Below are 4,388 nucleotides of genomic sequence, written 5' to 3' on the forward strand. Positions count from 1 at the left end.
GCCTGCTGCCGGTGCTCGACAGCCTGGAAGCCGGGCTGGCGATCCCCGAGGCCACCGTCGAGCATCTGCGCGAGGGCACCGAAGCCACCCTGCGTCAGCTCAAGAGCGCGCTCGAGCGCAACAAGGTGATCGAGATCGCGCCGCCGGCCGGCAGCAAATTCGACCCGCACCAGCACCAGGCGATCTCGGTGGTGCCGGTGCCGGATCAGGAGCCCAACACGATCGCGAACGTGCTCCAGAAGGGCTACACGATCGCCGATCGGGTGCTGCGCCCAGCCCTCGTGACGGTCAGCAGCCCGAACTGAAAACAAACAAGAAACCCACAGGAAATCCCCGCTTCGTCCCTTGAATCGCAGCGGGTTATCCACAAGTTCACAACAACCTAATTTCAGAGTCCAGGAGAAACAACATGGCCAAAATCATCGGCATCGACCTCGGCACCACGAACTCGTGCGTGTCGATCATGGAAGGCAACACCACGCGTGTGATCGAGAACTCCGAAGGCGCCCGCACGACGCCCTCGATCGTGGCTTACCAGGAAGACGGCGAAGTGCTGGTCGGTGCCTCGGCCAAGCGCCAGGCGGTCACCAACGCGAAGAACACGATCTACGCCGTCAAGCGCCTGATCGGCCGCAAGTTCGAGGAAAAGGAAGTCCAGAAGGACATCGACCTGATGCCCTACAGCATCACCAAGGCCGACAACGGCGACGCCTGGGTCGAAGTGCGCGGCAAGAAGCTCGCACCGCAGCAGATCAGCGCCGAAATCCTGCGCAAGATGAAGAAGACCGCCGAGGATTATCTCGGCGAGCCGGTCACCGAGGCCGTGATCACGGTGCCCGCCTACTTCAACGACAGCCAACGCCAGGCCACCAAGGACGCCGGCCGCATCGCCGGCCTCGACGTCAAGCGCATCATCAACGAGCCGACCGCAGCCGCCCTGGCCTTCGGCCTCGACAAGCACGACAAGGCCGACCGCAAGATCGCGGTGTATGACCTCGGCGGCGGCACCTTCGACATCTCGATCATCGAGATCGCGGATGTCGACGGCGAGAAGCAGTTCGAGGTGCTGTCGACCAACGGCGACACCTTCCTCGGCGGCGAAGACTTCGACCAGCGCATCATCGACTACATCATTTCCGAGTTCAAGAAAGAACAGGGCGTCGACCTGAGCAAGGACGTGCTCGCGCTGCAGCGTCTCAAGGAAGCGGCCGAAAAGGCCAAGATCGAGCTGTCGAACGGCGCCGCCACCGACATCAACCTGCCCTACGTGACGGCCGATGCCTCGGGCCCGAAGCACCTGAACATCAAGCTCTCGCGCGCCAAGCTCGAAAGCCTGGTCGACGAGCTGATCGAGCGCACCGTCGCCCCCTGCCGCACCGCGATCAAGGATGCCGGTGTCAGCGTGAACGACATCAGCGACGTGATCCTGGTCGGCGGCATGACCCGCATGCCCAAGGTGCAGGAAACGGTCAAGGAATTCTTCGGCAAGGAGCCGMGCAAGGACGTCAACCCCGACGAAGCCGTGGCCGTCGGCGCCGCCATCCAGGGCCAGGTGCTGTCGGGCGACCGCAAGGACGTGCTGCTGCTCGACGTCACCCCGCTGTCGCTCGGCATCGAGACCATGGGCGGCGTGATGACCAAGATGATCACCAAGAACACCACGATCCCGACCAAGTTCGCGCAGACCTTCTCGACCGCCGAGGACAACCAGCCGGCGGTGACGATCAAGGTGTTCCAGGGCGAGCGCGAGATCGCCTCGGGCAACAAGCTGCTCGGCGAGTTCAACCTCGAGGGCATTCCGCCGGCCTCGCGCGGTACGCCGCAGATCGAAGTCAGCTTCGACATCGACGCCAACGGCATCCTGCACGTCGGCGCCAAGGACAAGGGCACCGGCAAGGAAAACAAGATCACCATCAAGGCCAATTCGGGCCTGTCCGAGGACGAGATCCAGAAGATGGTGAAAGACGCCGAGCTGAACGCGGCTGAAGACAAGAAGAAGGTCGAACTGGCCCAGGCCCGCAACCAGGGCGAAGCCATGGTGCACAGCGTCAAGAAGTCGCTGGCCGAGCACGGCGCCAGCCTGGACGCCGGCGAGAAGGAAAAGATCGAGGCGGCGATCAAGGACGTGGAAGAAGCCGTCAAGGGCGAGGACAAGGCCGCGATCGACGACAAGACCAACACGCTGATGAGCGCCAGCCAGAAACTCGGCGAGAAGATGTACGCCGACGCCCAGGCGGCCGCTGGGGCGGCCGGCGGCCCGGGCGCTGGCCCGGAAGCTGCAAGCGCCCCGGCGGACGACAACGTGGTCGACGCCGAGGTCAAGGAAGTCAAGAAGGGCTGATCTTCCCACCCTGAACGAGGCTGGACCCCCTGGCAAGGCGGTCCGGCCTTTTCCGCTTCCTGACCCCCCGATTTCGCCACCGATTCCCGACCATGGCCACCAAACGCGACTACTACGAAACCCTCGGCGTTCCCAAGAACGCGAGCGAGGAGGAAATCAAGAAGGCTTATCGCAAGCTTGCGATGAAGCATCACCCCGACCGCAACCACGGCGACGCCGGCAAGGAGTCCGAGGCCAAGTTCAAGGAGGTCAAGGAAGCCTACGAAATGCTGTCGGACAGCCAGAAGCGGGCCGCGTACGACCAGTACGGGCACGCCGGCGTCGACCCGAACATGCGCGGCGGTCCGGGTGCGGAAGGCTTCGGCGGCTTCGCCGAGGCCTTCGGCGACATTTTCGGCGACGTCTTCGGCGGCGCCCGCGGCGGCCGCCAGGGCAGCGGCCGCCAGGTGTTCCGTGGCAGCGACCTGAGCTACGCGATGGAGGTCACGCTCGAGGAAGCGGCCGAGGGCAAGGACGCCCAGATCCGGATTCCGAGCTGGGACGACTGCGGCACCTGCAAGGGCAGCGGCGCCAAGCCCGGCACCAAGCCGATCACCTGCACCACCTGCCACGGCCAGGGTGCGGTCCAGATGCGCCAGGGCTTCTTCAGCGTCCAGCAGACCTGCCCGACCTGCCACGGCTCGGGCAAGCTCATTCCCGAGCCCTGTACCACCTGCCACGGCCAGGGCAAGATCAAGAACAACAAGACGCTCGAAGTCAAGATCCCGGCCGGCATCGACGACGGCATGCGGATCCGCAGCACCGGCAACGGCGAGCCCGGCACCAATGGCGGCCCTCCCGGCGACCTTTACATCGAGATCCGCCTCAAAAAGCACGAGTTGTTCGAACGCGACGGCGACGACCTGCACTGCGTGGTGCCGGTCAGCATCACCACGGCGGCGCTCGGCGGCGAGATCAACGTGCCGACGCTCAAGGGCGCGGCGGCGATCGACATTCCCGACGGCACCCAGAGCGGCAAGCAGTTCCGGCTGCGCGGCAAGGGCATCAAGGGCGTGCGTTCGAGTTACCCGGGCGATCTGTACTGCCACGTGCGGGTCGAGACGCCGGTCAAGCTGACCGAACACCAGCGCAAGCTCATGAAGGAGCTCGACGAGTCGCTCAAGAAGGGCGGCGACAAGCACAGCCCGACCGACAAGGGCTGGTTCGACAAGGCCAAGGAATTCTTCAGCTGATGCCGCCGGAGCGGCGGCTGCCGGGGTCCCCGGCGGCGAATCCAAAGCGGCCTGCGGGCCGCTTTTTTGTTGTCGGCGCTTTCCCCGTAGGCGGCGCCGGCGCCCCGGGCGTTGGATCCGCAACAGAACGACGCGTCATATGCATAGATCCTACATTCGCCGGCGGCGCCGCCAGATGACAGCCGGACGCCAAGCACGAAGTTCAGCATGCTCGTAGGATGGGCTGGTGGAGCCAAACGATGACAGCCGATTTCGCCAATTGCTGCCGCTTTCCGTTGGAACTTTTAGACGGCCATGAAATTCTTATCCGAAAAGCAATTTGCTCGAAGCRCTCTTTGTTCTATGCTTTGAACAAGTTCATGCCCGAGGGGTTTTTCCACAGCGTGCACACATCACCTGGCACCATTCCTGCGAAGAACGATGCAACGTGTGCGGCGCGGATTTCCCGGGCAGCGCCCGGCTGACTCGATGGAGGTGTCTATGGTGGATGTCATCAGCAACTTCGCAGCGCGATATGAGCGCACCCGCGAAGAGGTCTTGTCCTTGCAGGAATACCTGGAGATCTGCAAACGGGAGCCGATGGCTTACGCCACCGCTGCCGAGCGCATGCTCAAGGCGATCGGCGAACCCGAACTGGTCGACACGCGCAACAACCCGCGCCTGTCCCGGATCTTCGCCAACAAGGTGATCAAGATCTACCCGGCATTCCGCGAGTTCTATGGCATGGAAGATGCGATCGAACAGGTGGTGTCGTACTTCCGGCACGGCGCCCAGGGACTGGAGGAAAAGAAGCAGATCCTGTACCTGCTGGGTCC

4 protein-coding genes and 1 pseudogene are annotated in these 4,388 nt (G+C 63.7%); all 5 read left to right on the forward strand.

Annotated elements, in window-relative coordinates; genetic code table 11:
- The coding region (grpE, locus tag AC1DY5_RS43770) for a nucleotide exchange factor GrpE (protein ID WP_478120667.1) at positions 1 to 305 on the forward strand (305 nt) is incomplete at its 5' end.
- Positions 306 to 409: 104 nt separating this feature from the next.
- Complete coding sequence (gene dnaK / locus AC1DY5_RS43775; protein WP_478120668.1) at positions 410 to 2,341, forward strand: molecular chaperone DnaK; 1,932 nt, start codon at positions 410 to 412, stop codon at positions 2,339 to 2,341.
- A 92-nt stretch (positions 2,342 to 2,433) separates the two neighbouring features.
- Positions 2,434 to 3,573, forward strand: coding sequence for a molecular chaperone DnaJ (dnaJ, locus tag AC1DY5_RS43780; RefSeq protein ID WP_478120669.1), 1,140 nt, complete (start codon positions 2,434 to 2,436; stop codon positions 3,571 to 3,573).
- Between the two features lie 239 nt (positions 3,574 to 3,812).
- Positions 3,813 to 4,037 carry a hypothetical protein gene (locus AC1DY5_RS43785; RefSeq protein ID WP_478120670.1) on the forward strand — a complete coding sequence of 75 codons (225 nt, stop codon included), beginning with the start codon at positions 3,813 to 3,815 and terminating at the stop codon, positions 4,035 to 4,037.
- 19 nt (positions 4,038 to 4,056) lie between these two features.
- Positions 4,057 to 4,388 (forward strand): annotated as a pseudogene (locus tag AC1DY5_RS43790) (PrkA family serine protein kinase); the annotation flags it as partial.

The organism is Variovorax sp. P4_D9 (assembly GCF_056401695.1).